Source organism: Glaciimonas sp. CA11.2 (genome assembly GCF_034314045.1).
Classification (GTDB): Bacteria; Pseudomonadota; Gammaproteobacteria; order Burkholderiales; family Burkholderiaceae_D; genus Glaciimonas.
The window spans coordinates 675,174-693,648 of the sequence record NZ_JAVIWL010000001.1; the positions used below are offsets into that span (position 1 = coordinate 675,174).

16 protein-coding genes and 1 pseudogene are annotated in these 18,475 nt (G+C 50.2%); 12 read left to right on the forward strand and 5 right to left on the reverse strand.

Annotated features, from left to right (window positions below):
- Positions 1–73 precede the first annotated feature (73 nt).
- The 4 genes from RGU75_RS02850 to RGU75_RS02865 all read right to left on the reverse strand — a co-directional run bounded on the left by RGU75_RS02850 (position 74) and on the right by RGU75_RS02865 (position 3,885).
- Positions 74–736, reverse strand: coding sequence for an aldolase (locus RGU75_RS02850; RefSeq protein ID WP_322232813.1), 663 nt, complete (start codon positions 734–736; stop codon positions 74–76).
- Complete coding sequence (otnK, locus tag RGU75_RS02855) at positions 736–2,073, reverse strand: 3-oxo-tetronate kinase (protein ID WP_322232815.1); 1,338 nt, start codon at positions 2,071–2,073, stop codon at positions 736–738. Before otnK ends, RGU75_RS02850 begins: the two co-directional genes overlap by 1 nt.
- Before the next feature lie 4 nt (positions 2,074–2,077).
- On the reverse strand, positions 2,078–2,971 hold the full coding sequence (gene ltnD, locus RGU75_RS02860; RefSeq protein ID WP_322232818.1) for an L-threonate dehydrogenase: 894 nt from the start codon (positions 2,969–2,971) through the stop codon (positions 2,078–2,080).
- 122 nt (positions 2,972–3,093) lie between these two features.
- Positions 3,094–3,885 carry a FadR/GntR family transcriptional regulator gene (locus RGU75_RS02865; RefSeq protein WP_322232820.1) on the reverse strand — a complete coding sequence of 264 codons (792 nt, stop codon included), beginning with the start codon at positions 3,883–3,885 and terminating at the stop codon, positions 3,094–3,096.
- Between the two features lie 485 nt (positions 3,886–4,370).
- Between RGU75_RS02865 and RGU75_RS02870 the strand changes: the two genes are divergently transcribed.
- The 3 genes from RGU75_RS02870 (at position 4,371) to RGU75_RS02880 (ending at position 9,980) form a co-directional block, all read left to right on the forward strand.
- Complete coding sequence (locus RGU75_RS02870; protein ID WP_322232822.1) at positions 4,371–5,501, forward strand: collagen-like triple helix repeat-containing protein; 1,131 nt, start codon at positions 4,371–4,373, stop codon at positions 5,499–5,501.
- 131 nt (positions 5,502–5,632) lie between these two features.
- Entirely contained in the window at positions 5,633–6,463 is an 831-nt protein-coding gene (locus RGU75_RS02875; RefSeq protein WP_322232824.1) for an OmpW/AlkL family protein, read from the forward strand.
- A gap of 688 nt (positions 6,464–7,151) precedes the next feature.
- Positions 7,152–9,980, forward strand: coding sequence for a LuxR C-terminal-related transcriptional regulator (locus tag RGU75_RS02880; RefSeq protein ID WP_322232826.1), 2,829 nt, complete (start codon positions 7,152–7,154; stop codon positions 9,978–9,980).
- 227 nt (positions 9,981–10,207) lie between these two features.
- On the opposite strand, the gene RGU75_RS02885 is transcribed toward RGU75_RS02880, so the two are convergent.
- Positions 10,208–10,891 (reverse strand): GntR family transcriptional regulator, encoded by a 684-nt coding sequence (locus tag RGU75_RS02885; RefSeq protein ID WP_322232828.1) that lies wholly within the window; start codon positions 10,889–10,891, stop codon positions 10,208–10,210.
- A gap of 107 nt (positions 10,892–10,998) precedes the next feature.
- Here RGU75_RS02885 and RGU75_RS02890 point away from each other — a divergent pair, with 107 nt between their 5' ends.
- The 9 genes and pseudogenes from RGU75_RS02890 to RGU75_RS02930 all read left to right on the forward strand — a co-directional run bounded on the left by RGU75_RS02890 (position 10,999) and on the right by RGU75_RS02930 (position 18,312).
- Positions 10,999–11,724 (forward strand): HAD hydrolase-like protein, encoded by a 726-nt coding sequence (locus RGU75_RS02890; RefSeq protein ID WP_322232829.1) that lies wholly within the window; start codon positions 10,999–11,001, stop codon positions 11,722–11,724.
- A 35-nt stretch (positions 11,725–11,759) separates the two neighbouring features.
- On the forward strand, positions 11,760–12,653 hold the full coding sequence (locus RGU75_RS02895) for an amino acid ABC transporter substrate-binding protein (protein WP_322232831.1): 894 nt from the start codon (positions 11,760–11,762) through the stop codon (positions 12,651–12,653).
- An 83-nt stretch (positions 12,654–12,736) separates the two neighbouring features.
- Positions 12,737–13,762, forward strand: coding sequence for a threonine/serine dehydratase (locus RGU75_RS02900; RefSeq protein ID WP_322232833.1), 1,026 nt, complete (start codon positions 12,737–12,739; stop codon positions 13,760–13,762).
- A gap of 105 nt (positions 13,763–13,867) precedes the next feature.
- Positions 13,868–14,284 (forward strand): annotated as a pseudogene (locus RGU75_RS02905) (VOC family protein).
- 332 nt (positions 14,285–14,616) lie between these two features.
- Positions 14,617–15,363: a GntR family transcriptional regulator gene (locus RGU75_RS02910; RefSeq protein ID WP_322232835.1), complete on the forward strand. Its 747-nt coding sequence runs from the start codon at positions 14,617–14,619 to the stop codon at positions 15,361–15,363.
- Positions 15,360–16,151, forward strand: a complete 792-nt coding sequence (locus RGU75_RS02915; RefSeq protein ID WP_322232837.1) for a transporter substrate-binding domain-containing protein — start codon at positions 15,360–15,362, stop codon at positions 16,149–16,151. Before RGU75_RS02910 ends, RGU75_RS02915 begins: the two co-directional genes overlap by 4 nt.
- A 118-nt stretch (positions 16,152–16,269) precedes the next feature.
- Positions 16,270–16,950, forward strand: a complete 681-nt coding sequence (locus RGU75_RS02920) for an amino acid ABC transporter permease (RefSeq protein WP_322232839.1) — start codon at positions 16,270–16,272, stop codon at positions 16,948–16,950.
- Entirely contained in the window at positions 16,947–17,603 is a 657-nt protein-coding gene (locus RGU75_RS02925) for an amino acid ABC transporter permease (protein WP_322232841.1), read from the forward strand. Before RGU75_RS02920 ends, RGU75_RS02925 begins: the two co-directional genes overlap by 4 nt.
- Positions 17,584–18,312: an amino acid ABC transporter ATP-binding protein gene (locus tag RGU75_RS02930; RefSeq protein WP_322232843.1), complete on the forward strand. Its 729-nt coding sequence runs from the start codon at positions 17,584–17,586 to the stop codon at positions 18,310–18,312. Before RGU75_RS02925 ends, RGU75_RS02930 begins: the two co-directional genes overlap by 20 nt.
- The last annotated feature ends 163 nt before the right edge of the window (positions 18,313–18,475 follow it).

The window sequence follows — 18,475 nt, forward strand, 5'->3', positions numbered from 1 at the left end:
GTTTGAGTGACTGTTTTAGTCATTCTTTTGGTCATGCTTTTAGTCATGCTTTGGGTAACTGTTTATGTTACTTTCACCACCGTACGCCAAACGTCTGACAAAGATCGGCGATCTCGGCCTCATCCAATGCAAGCGGTTTTTCCTGCAACATCATCCACAAACGCGCCGTCTCTTCAAGTTCTTCCAAAGCCGCAGCGGCTTGCAAAATGCTGGTGTGCCATATCACAGGGCCCAGTCGTTCCAATAACACACCACGCACAGAGTTCGCCAATGTTGTGATCTGTTCGCCCACTTTAGGATGACCGGGACGGCAATACGAAATCAGCGGAATACGGCCTACTTTCATCACCTGATATGGGGTAATCGGCGGCAACACTGCGTCCTTACTCCACACACCCGCTAAAGTCAAGGCCACCAGATTGGTCGAGTGGGTATGTATCACGGACTGCGCTGTCGGATTGTTATCGTAGACTGCGCGATGCAATGTCAATGTTTTGGAAGGCTTATCGCCACTCACCCATTGCCCCGTTGCATCGACTTTGGCAATCAATGCGGGGTCCAGCATTCCAAGACATGCATCAGTCGGCGTGATTAACCATCCATCTTCTAATCTGGCACTGATATTTCCAGATGACCCAACGGTATAGTTGCGTTGAAATAGACTGGCCCCCACGCGACAAATTTCTTCGCGCAATGACTGCTCTTTAAGCGATGGTTTATTCGATAAGGCGTTCATTAGTTTGCAGCTCCCGAGCGCAATGCAATGCGTTCATCACCCAGTTGTCGTAAAGCTTTTTCAAAGAAATCAACGGTTCCAAAATTACCAGACTTAAGCGCCAATGCCAGCGGCACATCGCCGATTGAAGCAGTTGCCGGGACACCAGGATCAATCTGCTTGCCGATGCGCAGCGCAGTAACATTGAGTGCTTTGACGACTGCGCCCGAGGTTTCACCACCAGCGACGACAAAACGACGGACACCGAGAGCAAACAAACCGCTGGCAATCTCAGCCAGCGTGTCTTCAATCAATGCGCCTGCACGTTCAACGCCCAGTTCGGCTTGCACTTGCTTGACCTGCTCCGATGTCGTGGTCGCGTAGATTAGTGGCGCTTGATTGGAAAGATGCTCCTGCGCAAATGCCAACGCGTTTGCAACAACCGGCTCACCTCTTGCAACGGCTAACGCATCGATACGGAAGGCCGGATGCTTTTCTTTCCAGTGCCCGACTTGTGCATTAGTCGCCAGCGAAGCGCTACCGGCCAGCACCACCGACCAACCATCAATCGTCGGCAAAGCGCTTGCCTGCACATTTTGCGACGTGTTTAACAATCCGGCACGGACAAAATTGCCAGGTAAGCCAAGAGCGATACCAGAGCCGCCAGTGACTAACGGCAAACCCGCGCACGCCGCGCCAATTGCGTACAAATCGGCATTAACCAACGCATCCACAATAGCCATGCGCACCCCGCGCTGATGCAGCGAAGCCATTTCGGCCTGAATAGCTTCAACCCCTTGCGCCACGACCGGATAGCCAACCAGACCCACTGTGCCAGTGGTTTGCTGTTGCAGCACGCGCACCAGATTGGCGTCCGTCATCGGTGTCAACGGATGATTCTGCATGCCGGATTCGTTGAGTAGCTGATCATTGATAAACAAATGACCGCGATATAGCGTGCGTCCGGTCTCTGGAAATACTGGACAGGCAAGCGTAAAATCCGCGCCTAGCGCATCCAGTAAAGCATCGGTAACCTGCCCGATATTGCCTTGCGCTGTGGAGTCGAAAGTTGAACAGTATTTAAAGAAAAATTGACGACAGCCTTGCTTCTGCAACCAAGCCAGCGCCGCCAGCGACTCTGCCACGGCTTGATTAGCGGGAATCGTGCGAGATTTCAACGCCACCACAATGGCATCTACCTCGGTTGGTGCAACATCCGGTACACCGATGGTTTGCACAGTGCGCATTCCTTCGCGCACCAGCATATTTGCCAGATCGGTAGCGCCGGTAAAATCGTCGGCGATACAACCAAGAAGAGGTTGAGATATTTTGTTGGCTGGATTAGCTATGCTGGACATACGATTACTCCTTCGCAACCGGCAAGTTAATACCCGGGAAAATTTTAATCACGGCAGAATCATCCTCGCCGCCATAACCGGCGGTCGACGCCATCATAAACATCTGGTGTGCCGCCGCTGATAATGGCAAAGGGAATTTGCTGGCACGCGCGGTATCGAGGACCAAACCCAGATCCTTGACGAAAATATCAACTGCCGATAGCGGGGTATAGTCCGCTTTCAAAATATGGGGGACCCGGTTTTCAAACATCCAGGAATTGCCCGCGCTATTGGTGATGACTTCATACAACGCATCTGGATCAACGCCCTCGCGCATGCCCAGCGCCATCGCTTCGGCAGCCGCGGCGATGTGCACACCCGCCAGTAATTGATTAATCACTTTGACCTTCGAACCAATGCCGTGAGCATCGCCAAGGCGATAGACTTTCCCTGCAATCGCTGCCAGTACGGCTTCTGCTTTAGCATATGCTTCAGCCGGTCCAGATGTCATCATCGTCATTTCACCGGCATTGGCGCGCGCCGCTCCGCCTGATAAAGGACCGTCCAGCATCAATAACTGCAGTGCGGCCAGACGCTGGCCTAATGCGGCCGAGAAATCCGGCGCAACTGTCGCACTGGCAATCACCAGACTACCCGGTTTCATGGCTTCCGCAGCGCCGTTTTCACCAAAAAGCACTTGCTCGGTCTGGGCGGCATTAACAACCACGGTTATCACAACATCGCACTGCGCGCCTAGTTCGGCTGGCGTGGCGCAAGCGATCCCGCCTTCGCTGGAAAACTGTGCCAGCACTGGCGGACGAAGATCACATGCGTGCGTGCGCAAACCGGCCCGTAACAACGAACGGGCAACGCCCAAACCCATGGCACCAAGGCCGATGACACCCACGTTTATGGTCATGATTTATCCTGTTTTAATAATGGTGTTAACGCTTACCGCACAACATTGAGCGGCATATTTTTTGGTTTAATAAAATGCACTGAGAATGTTTACAAACTTGACTTGAATAATTGCGTCGTGAGCTAGACAGCATCTACGATTTTTTTGACCTTAATCGAAGTAACATTTTTAACGCTGCTTTTCTTGATCACTCCGCCGGTTATCGCAGGCTTCGCACCCTGCGATAACCGGCGCGCCGCGTTAAACATATGTGTTTGCGCTGCATTTCGTGCACTGAGCGCATCACCAGCCGAGATTGCCGTCGCGATAGCGGCATGTTCCTCATAGACCTGACGCATGAAATCGGCATGCCGCGCTTCATTCGTACGGGTGATTTTTGTCGCCGCTTCGAGATACTGATTTAAGAAAGCCAACGTTTGGAGCAGGAAAGGATTACCCGTGGCTTCGGCGATGCTGCGGTGAAACATCACATCGGCCTTTACGCCATCACCGCCAGCCACGACATCTGCCTCAATTCCGCGCAATGCTGTTTCAATCGACTTAAGCTGGCGTGGCGTGCGACGAATGGCTGCCAACGCGGCAACCTCGGCGTCAATCGCCCGCCGTAACTCAACAATTTGCAGAACGGCATCGGCGGAGGATGCTTCATCAAACTGAATGCGCAATGGGCGTAAATGGCCTTGTTCACTGACATACACGCCGCTGCCCTGACGTGGTTCGACCGCGCCCTCATTCTTTAATCGCGAAATAGCTTCCCGAACGACGGTGCGGCTGACGCCATATTCTTCAGAAAGTACTGGCTCAGTCGGCAGTTTTGCGCCTGGACCATATTCGCCGCTTTGAATTTTTTGAAGTAATTCCTGCGCGACGGTATCGCTCAGTGATGCGCGATTGGCAGCTAGTTTTTTGAACATAAGGTCTCGTTATTTTCTAATTATTAACTCATTATTTCGATGAATTAGTTTATCGATTTTTCATAATGTGACCATATCATCATATGACTTTGAATAAAAATCAAGCATCAAAATAAAAATTTTATACCTGCTGGCGCAATCATGGCTTCCGAGAAACACTTTAAAGACTTATGCAGTTATTACTACGTGCGCAATATAGTCCAATCGGACGATACTCCTACGCAACTTTCATCGGTACATTGACCCAAACTGCACAAACTTGCCTCTACAAGACAACAGTTTGTGAAAAATTAAACAGGTCATCCATCCTGAATGTGTTCATTAGTCAATCTACTGCGGCTCAAATTCGACTATGCCGACTATAAAAGAGCCGTTCGCACCGACGTGCAAACTTTCGGCTTGGATTACCAGCAAAGGTGTCGTCCAGCAGAGGTTTTTACAGCGACAAGCAACGGGTATCTGACAAAAAATAATAAGGAGACAAAATGCAATTACTTTATAAAAAATCAATCATCGTCAGCTGTGTCCTGGCCACTCTGGCATTGAGCGGTTGCGGCAGCACTGGTTCCGTCGCTTCAAATTCAGGCTCGGGCGGTTCCACTTCAGGAACCGCTGTGCCTGCGGCCGCACCAGTCAATCAAACCGCGACCGCAGTCAGCCAGACCGGCTCTACCATTTCTGATGCGGGCAATCTGATTGGCACGACACCTTTGCCGATTCCAGGGATCGCTACAACCCAAAAAGATCTTGGGGCTACAGTGTCTAGCAGCGGCAATATAGTCACCGCTCTCGGCAATGGCGTCAGCAGTGGGTTGGGCCAAATGGGAACCAACCCAAATTCGGTCGGCACCACGGTTGCCAGCACAGGGAACGTCATCAGTGCAACTGGCATCACAGTAGGAAACGTCGGTCAGTTAGCGACCGACTCAGGTGCGGCTGGTAGCCCATTGCAGCCGCTGAGTCCCCTCACAGGACCAGTCGGATCCGCTCTGAGTAACGCGGGTGTATCGATTAATAGTGCTGGTCAGCTGGCTGCTTTGTCGCTCGCTACGGGCCCGGTAGAGCAGATTACCCAATCAATAAGCAGCACCATCACGCCACTTGGGGCAACCATCTCCAGCACTACTTTAACAGTGGGTCAAACTACCGGTTTGGGTCAACCAGTCGCAGGGTTAATCACGACCATCGGCAACGGTATTGGTGGTGCTGGCACACAAGTTGGAGCGAGTTCCAGCAATGTCCTGGTGCAGGATGTGGGTGGCATCGTTACAACAGTTGGTGGCATCATAAATAGCACGACCGGTCTATTGCTCTCCCCCGGCACGACGAATAATGCATCCGGCAGTGCATCGAGCAGTCCGTTGGATCCACTTAAATCAGTCACCTCAATCGGTGCGACCGGCAGCAGCAGTGGTAGTCCACTGGCACCTGTTACCAATCTATTGGCCGGCGCATCTGGTTCGGCATCCACTAGCAATCCGGTAGCGCCGGCCACTAACCTTGCCACTGCCCTCGCTCCCTTATTGAGTAGTGCATCGGCCGCTGGCTCTGCGTCCACCAGCAGCCCGTTAATGCCCGTGACTGGATTATTGAGCGGTGTAGGTAAGGCGCATTAAAACTATTGAGCGAAACACGCACTCCCTGCAAAGTCTTCACCCTGCGAAAGCTGGAGGCTTTGCAACTCGTCAACGAGATGACGCTAGGCGGCAACTCAGCACAAACATAAAAATATCCGGAGACATATAAAATGAAAGTAAGTCATTGCCTTGCTGCTTTAACATTCATTCTGATTTCGAGCATGGCAGCAGCGCAAAAAGCTGGTGATACCGTGGTCAATGTCGGTGGGCTTTACATTAACAACTCCAAAAGTAGTAGCACGCCGCTGCATACTGATCTGGGCGTGTCCTTATTGACCCAAACCACCCTGCTGCCGCAAAAATTCGACTCGCCGGGTACGAACCTCAGGGTAGGTAATGCGGTCACGCCGCTATTGACGGTCACGCATTTTGTCACCGACCATTTCGCCATCACGAATGTTGCTGGTTTGCCGCCAAGCTTTAATATTTATGGCAGTGGCAAGGTGACTACGCCCGGCGCTCTTGGCGCTGCGGTGCCTCCGGTCGTACTCAACCAACCTGGAAATGCTCCTCTGGCAAGCGTATTGCAATGGAGTCCCACACTGCTATTTCAATACTATTTCCGCGATCCAAAAGCGACTTTCCGTCCTTATCTGGGCGCTGGTGTTAGCTATAACTTCTTTACCCACGTCAAACTCAACGACAACTTCAATCAGGAACTGAAAAACACGGGCGGTTATCTTGCCTTCGCCTCCACAGGCAGTAATGCAACCACAATCCAAGCCAAAGCGACTTCGTCGTTCAGACCGGTATTAAACGGCGGTCTGAACATTAATTTTGACGACAACTGGTCTGGCAACCTCGGCGTATCGTATCTTCCTCTGCAAACAGATTCGATCATTACGGTTAAAGACAAGAATGGCAATACCGTCTTGACCAGTACTGCAAGACTGAATATCCCCGCCATCGCCACCAACTTTACGCTCGGCTATAAGTTTTAAGGTACCGTAACTGTTGACGCAGGTCGGACGGCTAAAGTAGTCCGACCTGCACCTTTCGCTCCAGAAAACAACACTGCGTCCTCGTCAATATCTAAAAATATGACCACGCTGCACGTAATACCTTCGTAGGTCTTCCTCTTATCTCACGCTTAACAATCCGTTTACAACCATCGGTTGCCCCACAAGCACCATTGAAGAGCATCACAACTCATCCTTCCGTCCAGATGCCACCAGTTAACTGGTCATTTACCGCATTTTTTAAAAACATAAAATAGCTTTTAAGCACATTTCCTTGAGGAAATTCTGCGATAGAATCAGCATTGATTCACGAAAATTGAATCGAAAACCATGAATTGCGCCCGACAAGCGCGCGTATTTTTTGGACTAGCCAGAAGCAACTACCTTCGCCCGGTTATCCAATAGATTGTCCGTGAAGTTGAGATGATAGAAATGAGAAGCTTCAATGAAAAAAATGTTTCTCAAATGTAATTTGACATTACCCTGGGATGTTGCAACTCACGGTGCAACTGCGACCGCAACTCAGTCAACCGATATAAATTGCCCTACGCCAACTTTTTCCCCGCCAAAAAAAATCATCAAACAAACTAGCAATCCTCCCAATCGGATTAATAGCAGCAACAACAGTTCGAAAATCACATCATCAAATAGCATAAAAAACGGTGCTGACATGACCGAAAAAGCAATCGGTGCGCGACATTTTCCGCCATCCAAAATTAGTCCACCTGCGAACTCTCTTCTTCTCATAACACGTCAGCAAGTCGTTGACCGACTGCTTCGCGCAGACACTGCGAAGCTGATGGTTATTGATGCGCCCGCCGGTTTCGGAAAGACGACCTTATTACGCTCTCTGCATCATTTTTTAACAGCCGAAGATAAGGCGGTCGCCTGGTTGACGTTGGATGTGGGTGACAACGATATTGATCAACTGACGCTCAACCTGGCACAAGCGCTGGAAAAAATGCTTCTTACCGCCAGCATTTTTGCCACTATATTTGCGGATGAAGCATCCGTCCATTCGCGTAAACAGTCACCTCCGGGCGTATTGGATACGGTGGTCGCCAGCGCACTGCCGTTTGTACTAATACTTGACGAATTCGAGACGTTACGCAACTCTGCAGTGATGTCCTTGATACAGCAAACTATTGAAACATTGGGAGCGGGACAACAAATCATTATTGGTTCGCGCGGAAGGCCGCTATTAAATCTGGCGCGGTTGCGCGCCCGTCAGCAATTGCTGGAATGCGATGCTACACACCTACGATTTAGTCTGAAAGAAACCATCGAATTTTTGCGCGATAAACGCCATTTAAAACTCGCCGATCAAGAGTTAAAACAACTCCATACCATTACCGATGGATGGCCTGCCGCATTATGGTTATCATCGTTAGCGCTTGAAAACAATCCTGATCCGCGCCAATTTGTGCAGACGTTTTCGGGTTCGAATAACACCATCGCGACCTATCTGGCAGAAGATGTACTGTCTCAAAAACCGGAATATTTGCAGACGTTCATCCTGCAAACCAGCGTCCTTGATCAATTTTGTATCGAAAACTGTAACGCCGTCACAGGCCGAACTGACAGCCAACAATTATTGGAAGAAATCGAGCATTCCAATATGTTTATTTCACCGCTTGATGAGCAGCGAAAGTGGTTCAGCTATCACCCGCTTTTTGCCACGTTTTTGCGTTCTCAACTGGAGCAAAAATATCCTGGCTTATCGCGCACTTTGCATCGACGTGCAGCGGGTTGGTATCTAGAGCAGAATCGACCAATACCTGCCATTGATCACGCAGTTTTATCATGGGATAAAACGCTGGTACTGGAATTGCTCGAACAAAAAGCAGAATCGTTATTGCTACAAGGCCGGGTCCGTTTACTGGCGCGCTGGTTCGATACATTGAAAGGCCAAAGCATCGATGACAATCCAAAATTAATCTTCGTTTATGCCTGGGTACTGATACATACCAATCGCAGCGGTGAGGCATTAGCGTTGCAGGAGTCAATGGGCAGCGACAGCATTGACGATTGTAATGCTGCTTCTGGCAAGCGAATGTCTTATCCCGCATCAATGGCGCTGCGCACATTCAGCCTTGTGATGCTGGATCGGATTGAAGAAACTGCCCCGATTTGGGAGGGTGCGTATGGCCTCGAAAATGAAGCTTATGCGCCTTTTTTGCAAACGATGCTGATGATCGGTTGCGCCTACTATTACGCGACCATTGGGCGCTATCAGGAAGCGCGGCAGGCACTTGATCGGGTGACGCAGCAGTATTCAACCGGCAGATCGTTATTTGGCGGGGCAGTCGCAGGCTATATGAATAGCATGCTCGATATGCTACAGGGAAAATTTCGCTCAGCGGCTGCGCGGCTGCATCGCTTAATCGGTGAGCCCTCACCTCCGGTCGTGGCACGAGTCGGTGCTGATAGTGGATTTTCCAGTATCTATCTGGCCGAAATTTACTATGAAACCGGACTGCTGGATGCGGCCAAACGTCTATTAAAAATGTACCTTCCGCTGGTCAAAGAAGCGGGCATGCCAGATCACCTGATCGCCAGCCATTTGATTTATGCGCGTATTCTGCGTGCAGAAGGAAATATTAACGACGCCCTGCAAACCCTATTTGATATGGAGCATCTCGGATTACAGCGCGGATTATCACGTTTGGTTGAGATGGCCCGTATAGAGCGCGCCCGCGGTGCGATGCTTGATCGCGATGTCGTCACCGCAAAAGACATGCTGGCGTTAATCAAACCAACGTCGGTCAGCAACCATCCTGATTTTCAACCGATCGCAAATGATATCGACAGTCCAACGCTGGCACTGTTGCGATTGAAGATATATACCGGACAAGCACTCGCTGCCGTTCCGCTGCTAAAAGTCCATTTGGAAGATGCCTCGCGTCGCGGTCGCGTGCGTTATGCGCTTCGTACCAAGGTGCTTTATGCTTTGGCGTTAGACCATGCAAAACAACGTGACCTCGCTTTAGCGATATTGGCGGAAGCTTTGCACGAAGCACTGGCAGAAAATTTTGTGCGTATATTTCAAGACGAAGGTCCTGCACTTTTGACGCTGATCGAAGAGCTGCTGGACGCCCTGCAAAACAGATCACAGGGCAAATCACATACCGGCTTTGCTGATAAACGCAACCAGACGGCACTGCGTTTATTCGCAGAAAAAATCATCGACTCCTACGATCACACGCACGTTGCTGTCAACGACGAAACATCTAAACAACGCGTTGCCATCGCAGAGGGCGGGGACCGAACCGAGAACCTGCGACCGCGCACCGCCAAAAATAGCGGCGACGTAACAGAGCGCGAGCGCGATGTTTTGCTTTTACTCGCAAAAGGCCATGGCAATCAGGTCATCGCCGAAAAGCTGTTTGTCTCCGTGACGACTGTGCGCACGCATTTGCGCAACATTAATCTGAAGCTTGACGCCCATAACCGCACCGAAGCGATTGCCATTGCCCGCAAACGCGCCATTATTCGGTAATATTTTCGGTAGCGCCCGTCACTCTTGCGGAATCGTCCTTACGCAGTCGATAAGAAAAATTTCTTTGAAAAATCACACTATGCTAGGAAGATGCGAGAAAACCGATACCGCGTCGTTTTACAAACAGGAATAAGGACGCCTATGAAACGAACACCTTGCCTGGTTGCCTCCGGTTTTAACTGCACTCGCCTACGATCACTCCCTAGATCCCTATACGCAGGAAAAAATCAATCGTTCTTTACCAAATTTTTTAGCAGATCTTCGATCTCGCGGCCGGTTTTTTCGATGTGTATCCTGAGGAATTTCTCTACCTCAGCCACATTTTTTTCTCGGCATAGCACAAGAATTTTTCTGTGATCGTCCTGCGATTCCCTCTTGTAACCGGTCTTATTCCATAAAAGCCGCAAGTATGGCTCGAGACTAGCTCTTAAACGGTCAAGGATTGCCGTCGTGCGTGGACGATTAGCTTTTCCATAAAGACACTTATGGAAAACGACGTTCAGCGAAATCAGATCGTCGATATCGCGCGCCTGCTCAAGCTGCTTAATCGTCGCTTCTGCCATTTCAAAGTCTTGCGCATTCAACGACGACATGGCCGCCTTGATTAGACTTCCCTCCAAGGTGGCGCGCAAGTCGGTGATTTCGGCCACATCCTCTGGTGACAATGAATACACCACAGCACCGCGCCGTGGCGTCACCGACACCAGTCCTTCGTGTTCCAGAATACGTAATGCTTCGCGGACCGTGACTTGGCTTACTGCGAACTGCTTCGCAATGGCATCCTGCCGCAATGGTTCGCCGCCCTTAAGCACGCCTTTCAGGATCGCATCGCGCAATGCGTCGGCAATCGACGCAGTTGCAGGTTGCCGATTGGCAATGACGCCCTGTGCAAATGATTCAAGTATTTTCATATTCACCTCGTGGTCGACATTCTAACAAATTTATTTGACATAATCGATTATCGATACTAATATTCCCAATTATAAATTATCGATTATCGATTATTAAAGAGGCCCACATGAAGCTAGACCTAACCCAATTCGACGCCCTGACGTTTGATGTCTACGGTACTTTGATCGACTGGGAACCCACGATCATCTCAATGTTTCACAGCACGGCAGACCAATACGGCGTCACGCTCCCGAACGAGCAATTATTGATGGAATTCGACAAGGCACGGGCAGCGCTGCAGAAACAGCGTCCCGCCTTGCTTTATCCGGACGTGCTCCGCGCTGCGTACGGCCAGTTCTGCCGTAAATACGATATTCCGGAGAACGTCCAAGAGCGCGAGGTGTGCGCCAACTCCGTGATGTTATGGCCGACATTCACCGATACGCGGGATTCATTGGCTCATCTGCAGAAGCACTTTAAGATCGGTCTACTTAGTAATATTGACAATTCATCAATCCAATTCTCCGAACGTAAATTGGGAATAAAGGCCGACGTTATCGTTACAGCCGAGAGCGTCAACGCATACAAACCGGATCACGCGCATTTTCAGGCAGCATTCGAGACCTTCGCCGCAATGGGCATTCCAAAAGAAAGAATTCTGCACGTTGGCCAGAGTTTGCGTGCCGACGTCATTCCCGCGAACCAGCTCGGGCTGTCCAGCGTCTGGATCAAACGTCCGGGACGCAGTCTCGGCTCGCGTCCTGAAGATGCTATTGGCGCCAAGCCGGATCTCAGTTTTGACTCGATGCAGGAATTCGTTCTTTATCACCAAGCACACTTGGCACTTGCCTGATCGCATTCAATTTCTTTTTAAGATAGGAGAACGCCATGAGCAGTAACAACACAGAATCCAAAGCCTGGGTCCACTTTGCAGCGTGTATTGCAATAGTGGCTGGTCTTTTTTGTAGTGACGCCAACGCGCAAATGGCCGACTCAACCGTTGCACGCATAAAGGCCACGAACAAAGTGAAGATAGGCGTTCGCGATTTCAGCGTGCCACTCTCTTACTTGGACGAGAATCAAAAGCCGACCGGCTACACAGTTGAGTTGTGCGCTGCCGTGGTCGCATCCTTGAAGAAGGAATTAAATCTCCCGTCTCTCGAAGTTGTCATGCTATCAGTGGATCTTTCAACACGGATTCCTCTGATTCAAAACGGAATGATCGACATGGAATGCGGCTCTACCGTCAACACACTTGCGCGTCAGAAACAGGTCGAATTCTCTTACGTTATAGCGATTGCTTCCGACCAGCTTCTGGTTAAGGCTTCTTCGCCCATCAAAGAGCTGGAAGATCTAGCAGGAAAGGTGGTTGCGTTGCCGAGCGCCTCCACCAGTTTGGCATCCATAATAGCCATTAACATTAAGAAACACCTGAACATGCGTTTGATGTACACACGCGATCAGGCGGAAGGATTTCTCGCGGTACAGACCGGTCGCGCCGATGCCTACATCACGGATAACACGATCCTCTACGGACTTCGAAAAGCAGCGAGGAATCCAGCCGAATTTCGTATAACCGGACGTCCTCTATCCTATCTGCCTTACGGGATCATGATTGCCAAGAACAACTCTACCTTGCTGGCCATTGTAAATCGTACGATTGCGGAGAAATTCCGCAACGGCGACGGGAAAACGATGTACGAAAAATGGTTCGGCCCATTGAACATGCCACTCTCGCCACTATCCAAGGCATCCTTCGAACTAAATGCCATCCCTGATTGAATTTCGAAATTTCACAGTGCTGTCACTCCATGCGAAGGAGTGCAGCATTTAAACGACAGAAATCCTATTCAAAGAGACATTCCATGCTTGCTCTACAACCCAATTCGAGTATTCAACATTCTTTACTCGGAGAAATTTCGGTGCCTGTCTTTCATGATGTTGAACGGGCTGCGCTGCGTATCAAGGCCTATGTACACCGGACTCCTTTGCTGCGTTCTTCCCTTCTCGATGAAATCGCAAATGCCCAAGTCTGGCTGAAAGCAGAAAACCTGCAGGTCACTGGTTCGTTCAAGGCACGTGGCGCATTCAATGCACTGCTGAACATGTCTCCAGAGCAGATATCACGAGGCATCATCGCCTATTCGACGGGCAATCACGGGCAGGCAATTGCCTGGGCGGCACGGCAACTCAACACAAAAGCAACAATCATTATGCCATTCGACGCTCCAAAAAATAAAATCCTTGGTGCGTCGAAACACGGCGCCGAGGTCAAACTATATGACCGTCGCCATGAAAGCCGCGAGGCCATCGGCATAAAAATAGTAGAAGAAACCGGAGGGACCCTGATTCCACCGGGAGATCACCCCGACGTGCTGGCCGGACAAGGAACGGTCATCCTTGAAGCGCTCGCAGACTTCCAGCGCGAAATTGGCGAAAACCTAGGGAACTTTATCACTCCTTTTGGCGGTGGCGGCCTTGCCGCAGGCAGTAGCCTGGTACTCAATCAGTTGTCGCCATCGACCCGTATCTTCACCGTTGAACCAGCAGGCTTCGACGATATGGCACGCTCACTGTCAAGTGGTCGTCGTGAAAGCAATCCTGCCAGAAGCCAATCGATTTGCGATGCCCTGCAAGCGGTGACTCCCGCCGAGTTGCCTTATGAAATTAACCGACGTTTTATGACCGGAGCAGTCGTCGTAAGCGACGAAGAAGTTATCATAGCGATCCGTTTCGCGCTGGAGCAACTTCATGTTGTGGTCGAACCTGGCGGTTGTGTTGCGCTTGCTGCAATCCTCTCAGGAAAGTTGCCTCTTAATGGCGAAAATACGATACTTGTCCTGTCGGGAGGCAATATTGATATGCCTCTGCTGGAAGGCATGCTGCGTTAAATCCAATATCGTCGCAAACCGCGATGTGCCAGTATCGCCCGCCGGTTCTTACCGCCGAAAATACCCGTCACATGACAACCAAATATTTTAAAATCAAGGATTATGATGAAATCATTTTTTCACTTCGCATATCATGTACACGATCTAAATATCGCTCGTCATTTCTACTGCAATTTACTCGGATGCAAGGAAGGGCGAAGTGCTGATACATAGATCGACATCGATTTTTTCGGCCATCAGCTTTCGCTGCATCTGGGCAAGCCGTTCGAGGTAACGAATACCGGAAAAGTAGGTCAGCATATGGTACCGATGCCACATTTTGGCGTCATCTTGCAAATGGATGACTGGCATAAACTTGCTGACGCACTGTCTGAAAGTGCAGAGGTTCAATTCGTGATACCACCGAATATTCGGTTTCCTGGTGAGGCCGGTGAGCAGGCAACCATGTTTTTTGTGGACCCATCCGGCAATCCTATCGAAGTGAAAGGATTTGCGGACTGCGCGCAGATTTACGAAAAATGAGTCCAGGACAAGCCTCTAATTGTGCCCCGATAAGAATTAACATTTTGGCAACTTTAGCCCTTTTACTAAAACTGAGCGTGTTCAATGTTTAGTCTATCCAGCTAACATGCTCCTATTCATAGGCGAAACACCGTCGCAGCGCCAGCCCTCGCCAACGTTCATGCAGATGGTGTCCCAGAATCACACACCAAAATAGGGCGTCTTTCCCCTTTTTAGGGATGCTATTCACACAAAACTTACCAACTTGGTGAATCTTGTACATCAATCTTGTATATCAGATTGGTCCATCAGAGTAACGGACAACCTGGCACACGACTTGCTCATCAAGTTGCATGACAGTTGACCTCCCCACCAAATCCTCCGCCCTGATCGCACAACGGATTACCGATGCGATGCTGGCGCAAAAACTCGCGCCTGGTACGCGGCTCGGAGAACAGCAACTTGCCGAGTTATTTGATGTTAGCCGGACCCAAATTCGTGAGGCGCTCACGCGATTGGTGACACGCGGGATCGTCACCGTCAGCCCACGTCGCGGTTGGTACGTCATTGCACCCACGCCCGAAGACGCACGTGAAGCGTTCGAAGCCCGTCGGGTCCTCGAATTGGGATTACTACGCCATGCACGGCCGATCAGCCTCGACGCAGTACGTCTTTTACGTCGGCACGTTGAGCGTGAACAGGCCGCCGTAGATAGTGACGATGTCGCTGCACGGAGTTATTTGCTGGGTGACTTCCACGTTTGCTTATGCGAATCGTTTGGCAATTCCTTGCTTGCCGATACTTTGCGCGACTTCACGACGCGCACGACATTAACAGCAATGCTTTATCAATCGTCACATCACGCCCGCCAATCGTGTGAGGAACACGCGGGCATCGTGGTGGCACTCGAAGACAACAATCTAGTACTCGCCGAACAACTGATGCGCGACCATTTATGCAATGTCGAGGCGGGTCTCAATCAATCTGTACGCACTGACACACTGTCGCCATTGCGTCAGGCATTGGCGCCGATGACCAACACTATCAATCCACAGCCGCCCAGCATTTTTCCTATCCCCGCTAAAGGAGTCTCAAAATGAAATGTCCGCGTATTCTGCTCGCCTTGTTGACTGCGACTACTTTCGTCAGCACCATCATCAGTACAACCGTCCACGCCGATGCGCTGGATCAGATAACTAAAAGTGGCGTGCTCAAAGTCGCCGTGCCTCAGGACTTTCCGCCATTTGGATCGGTCACCAGCGATCTCACACCACAAGGTCTCGACATCGACGTGGCTAAACTCATCGCCAAGAAGATGGGCGTCAAAATTGAACTGATCCCGGTTACCAGCGCGAATCGCGTGCCCTACCTTCAAACCCAGAAAGTTGACCTGATTATTTCCAGCCTCGGTAAAAATCCGGAACGTGAAAAAGTGATTGAGTTCAGTGCGCCATATGCCCCATTTTTTAACGGCGTGTTTGGTGGTGCGGATCAAAAAGTGACCAGTGTTGCGGATCTTGCTGGCAAAACCGTTGGCGTCACTCGCGGTGCTGTTGAAGATCTGGAGCTAACTAAGATTGTACCGGCCAGCACGACCATCAAGCGGTATGAAGATAATAACGGAACCATCAGTGCGTTCCTGTCTGGCCAAGTACAATTGATCGCAACCGGCAACGTGGTTGCAGCTGCTATCATCGCCAAGAATCCACCAAAGAAGCCGGAAACAAAATTTCTGATCAAAAATTCGCCTTGCTCAATCGGACTAAACAAAGATGAAAAGAAATTGCTCGATAAAGTAAATGCAATTCTGGCTGAGACCAAAAAAGATGGGGAACTAAACGCCATTAGTGTGAAGTGGCTTGGTCTGCCCTTGCCTGCCAACATGTAACGCAACATCGGTATTCCGCAATTTATCGTCTGTCTGAAACTTTTTTACACCTCAGAACAGGCAGCGCAATACCGATATGAGCGACGATTAACTTAACACGCCTAAAGGCAAAAAGCGCATGAGTTATCACTTCGATTTTCTGGCACCGTTTGACTACACCAGCGTCATTATCAAGGGCGTGCTGGTCACGATCGAATTGATCGCGATTGGTGGAATTTTAGGCATCGCTGTTGGCATTTTTGCAGCCTGGTCTCGCACCCAGGGGCCACTTTGGTTGCGACCTTTGGTCAGCGCGTATGTCGAGCTGATTCGCAACACCCCATTTCTGATTCAATTATTCTTCATTTTTTTTGGACTGCCCGGAATCGGATTGCACATCAGCGAAATGCAAGCCGCTTCCCTTGCAATGGTCATTAATTTGGGCGCCTATAGTAGCGAAATTATCCGTGCAGGAATCGCAGCCATTGCGCCCGGTCAAATCGAAGCAGGTCAAAGTCTGGCAATGACAAAAATGCAGATATTTCGCCACGTGATATTGCCGCCCGCCTTACAAAAAATATGGCCCGCCTTAACCAGTCAGGTGGTGATCGTCATGCTCGGCTCGGCGGTATGTTCCCAAATCGCGGTGGAAGAACTCGCCTATGCAGCCAACTTCATTCAAGGCCGCAACTTCCGTTCATTTGAGGCGTATTTACTGTCTACCGCCATCTACTTGATATTGGCTATCGGCCTGCGTCAATTACTGCGGTTACTCGGGCATTGGTTATTTGGACGGCCCGCAATCAGGAGCGCCGTATGATTTCATTTTCACTCTGGGATATCGTACGTAATCTGTTATTAGCGCTACGCTGGACCGTATTACTATCATTAGCTGCCTTTGCCATGGGCGGATTGCTTGGTCTGATCATCTTATTTCTCCGGACCTCCAAACAAGTCTGGTTACGGCGGGTGACCAAACTGTATATCGAATTATTTCAAGGCACGCCATTGCTGATGCAATTGTTTCTGGTCTTTTTCGGCTTAGCACTATTCGGTCTGGAAGTACCCGCCTGGCTCGCCGCCGTCATCGCGCTGACTTGTTGGAGTAGCGCTTATCTGGCAGAAATCTGGCGCGGCTGCGTTGAGGCCATTCCACGTGGTCAATGGGAAGCCTCATCCTGTCTGGCGATGAGTTACTTGCAGCAAATGCGACACGTTATTTTGCCGCAAGCCCTACGCATGGGTATTCCCCCAACCGTTGGCTTTAGCGTTCAAATCGTCAAGGGCACTGCAGTCACCTCTATCATCGGATTCGTCGAATTATCAAAAGCCGGGACCATGATTACCAACGCAACGTTTCAACCGTTCACGGTGTATGCATTGGTCGCGTTAATGTATTTTGCGCTGTGCTGGCCGCTGTCCAAATATAGTCAGTCTCTAGAAAGGAAATTCAATGCCACTCATCGCGATTGATAACGTTAAAAAAAGCTTTGGTACCAATCAGGTTCTGAAGGGTATCAGCCTCAATGTTGATCCTGGTGAAGTCATCGCGATTATCGGTAAAAGTGGTTCTGGCAAGAGCACGTTGCTGCGTTGTATCAATGGCCTTGAAAGCATTGATGACGGCAGTATCAGTGTGGCCGGATCGCACTTGGGGAACACGGAAATTGAGCTGCGCGCACTGCGCTTGAAAGTCGGCATGATTTTCCAGCAATTTAACCTGTTTCCACATCTGACAGTTGGCCGCAACGTGATGTTGTCGCCGATGATCGTTAAGGGAACGACGGAAAGTGCAGCACGTAAGTCAGCGGAAGAAAATCTGGCACGGGTCGGTCTTTCGGAGAAATTTGATGCATATCCTGATCAGTTATCCGGCGGTCAGCAACAGCGCGTTGCCATTGCACGTGCGCTAACGATGCAACCGCAAGCGTTGTTGTGCGACGAAATTACTTCAGCACTTGACCCCGAACTGGTCAATGAAGTGCTCAGCGTCGTACGCGGCCTGGCAAACGAGGGGATGACGTTGCTCATGGTCACACATGAAATGCGTTTTGCACGCGAAGTCTGTGACCGTGTGGTCTTTATGCATCATGGAAAAGTCCATGAAATTGGCGCGCCGGAAGATATTTTTGCCAATCCACAGACGTTGGAATTGCAGCAATTTTTAGGCGCGGGTGCGTAATACGCTCTATCCGGTTTCTACAACAGGTTTTTTAAACCTTGTCGCTCCCTTCACCGCCAGTAAGTCCCGTAGCAAGACGTGATGGCGGTGTTAGTCTGAGAATTCAGGCTATACGACTATCATCGGCAACTTAAGGATGAACAACGCCCAGTCGATGCTATCG

Coding starts and splice junctions, on each gene's coding strand:
- RGU75_RS02900 (WP_322232833.1), top strand. CDS start 12,737: ATGCTTGCTCTACAACCCAATTCGAGTATTCAACATTCTTTACTCGGA.
- RGU75_RS02885 (WP_322232828.1), bottom strand. CDS start 10,891: ATGAAAATACTTGAATCATTTGCACAGGGCGTCATTGCCAATCGGCAA.
- RGU75_RS02875 (WP_322232824.1), top strand. CDS start 5,633: ATGAAAGTAAGTCATTGCCTTGCTGCTTTAACATTCATTCTGATTTCG.
- RGU75_RS02850 (WP_322232813.1), bottom strand. CDS start 736: ATGAACGCCTTATCGAATAAACCATCGCTTAAAGAGCAGTCATTGCGC.
- otnK (WP_322232815.1), bottom strand. CDS start 2,073: ATGTCCAGCATAGCTAATCCAGCCAACAAAATATCTCAACCTCTTCTT.
- RGU75_RS02925 (WP_322232841.1), top strand. CDS start 16,947: ATGATTTCATTTTCACTCTGGGATATCGTACGTAATCTGTTATTAGCG.
- RGU75_RS02870 (WP_322232822.1), top strand. CDS start 4,371: ATGCAATTACTTTATAAAAAATCAATCATCGTCAGCTGTGTCCTGGCC.
- RGU75_RS02915 (WP_322232837.1), top strand. CDS start 15,360: ATGAAATGTCCGCGTATTCTGCTCGCCTTGTTGACTGCGACTACTTTC.
- RGU75_RS02910 (WP_322232835.1), top strand. CDS start 14,617: ATGACAGTTGACCTCCCCACCAAATCCTCCGCCCTGATCGCACAACGG.
- RGU75_RS02865 (WP_322232820.1), bottom strand. CDS start 3,885: ATGTTCAAAAAACTAGCTGCCAATCGCGCATCACTGAGCGATACCGTC.
- RGU75_RS02930 (WP_322232843.1), top strand. CDS start 17,584: ATGCCACTCATCGCGATTGATAACGTTAAAAAAAGCTTTGGTACCAAT.
- RGU75_RS02920 (WP_322232839.1), top strand. CDS start 16,270: ATGAGTTATCACTTCGATTTTCTGGCACCGTTTGACTACACCAGCGTC.
- RGU75_RS02880 (WP_322232826.1), top strand. CDS start 7,152: ATGACCGAAAAAGCAATCGGTGCGCGACATTTTCCGCCATCCAAAATT.
- RGU75_RS02895 (WP_322232831.1), top strand. CDS start 11,760: ATGAGCAGTAACAACACAGAATCCAAAGCCTGGGTCCACTTTGCAGCG.
- ltnD (WP_322232818.1), bottom strand. CDS start 2,971: ATGACCATAAACGTGGGTGTCATCGGCCTTGGTGCCATGGGTTTGGGC.
- RGU75_RS02890 (WP_322232829.1), top strand. CDS start 10,999: ATGAAGCTAGACCTAACCCAATTCGACGCCCTGACGTTTGATGTCTAC.